General features: G+C 43.3%; 1 pseudogene. It reads left to right on the top strand.

The window, feature by feature from the left end:
• Nucleotides 1-720 (top strand): annotated as a pseudogene (locus FLP_RS25585) (T9SS sorting signal type C domain-containing protein); the annotation flags it as partial.

The raw sequence follows: 720 nt of genomic DNA, 5'->3' as shown, positions 1-720 counted from the left end.
TCCTCCACCACCTACAACGGTACCTGGTCAAACGGCTTACCTGACGCTACCAAAAATGTAACATTTGCCAGTGCATTTCCTATAACTGCTGATTTGAATGCTTGTTCCTGTACGATTAATTCAGGAGTTACCATGACAGTACCTTCGGGACGTACTTTAAACATTACTAATGCACTTACTGTTTTAGGAACAGGATCTTTGATTTTTGACAACAATGCCAGTTTGGTACAAGGCTCAGCCACAACGGTAAGCAGCAATGTCGGAAACATAACCTATAAACGTAACACTGTTGCGGTACGCAGGTACGATTTTACTTATTGGTCATCACCGGTTAGTGGTTTTACCCTTCATGACTTATCTCCGGGAACAGCGGCTAATATGTACCAGAGTTATGATCCGTTTAGCGGATGGGTATCACATATGAATGGTGCAGCTGTAATGACGCCTGGAATTGGTTATATCGTTCGTGCACCTGAATCAAATTCACTCACTGTTGGTTCAGTTCATTCTGCTTCCTTTGTTGGAGTACCCAATAACGGCGATGTAAATATGAAGCCAATACCTGCAAAATGGAACCTTGTTGGGAATCCGTATCCTTCTGCCCTGGATGCCACTAAATTTATTCAGGCCAATACAGCAGGACCCAACCCAACTATTGTGGGTACAGTATATTTCTGGACACACAATACTGCCCCTGCAGTCAAACACACTAGTAATCCA

It is taken from the genome of Flavobacterium piscis (assembly GCF_001686925.1).
Taxonomy (GTDB): domain Bacteria; phylum Bacteroidota; class Bacteroidia; order Flavobacteriales; family Flavobacteriaceae; genus Flavobacterium; species Flavobacterium piscis.
Note: the sequence above shows the minus strand (reverse complement) of the source record. Positions and strands in the feature narration are given on the sequence as shown.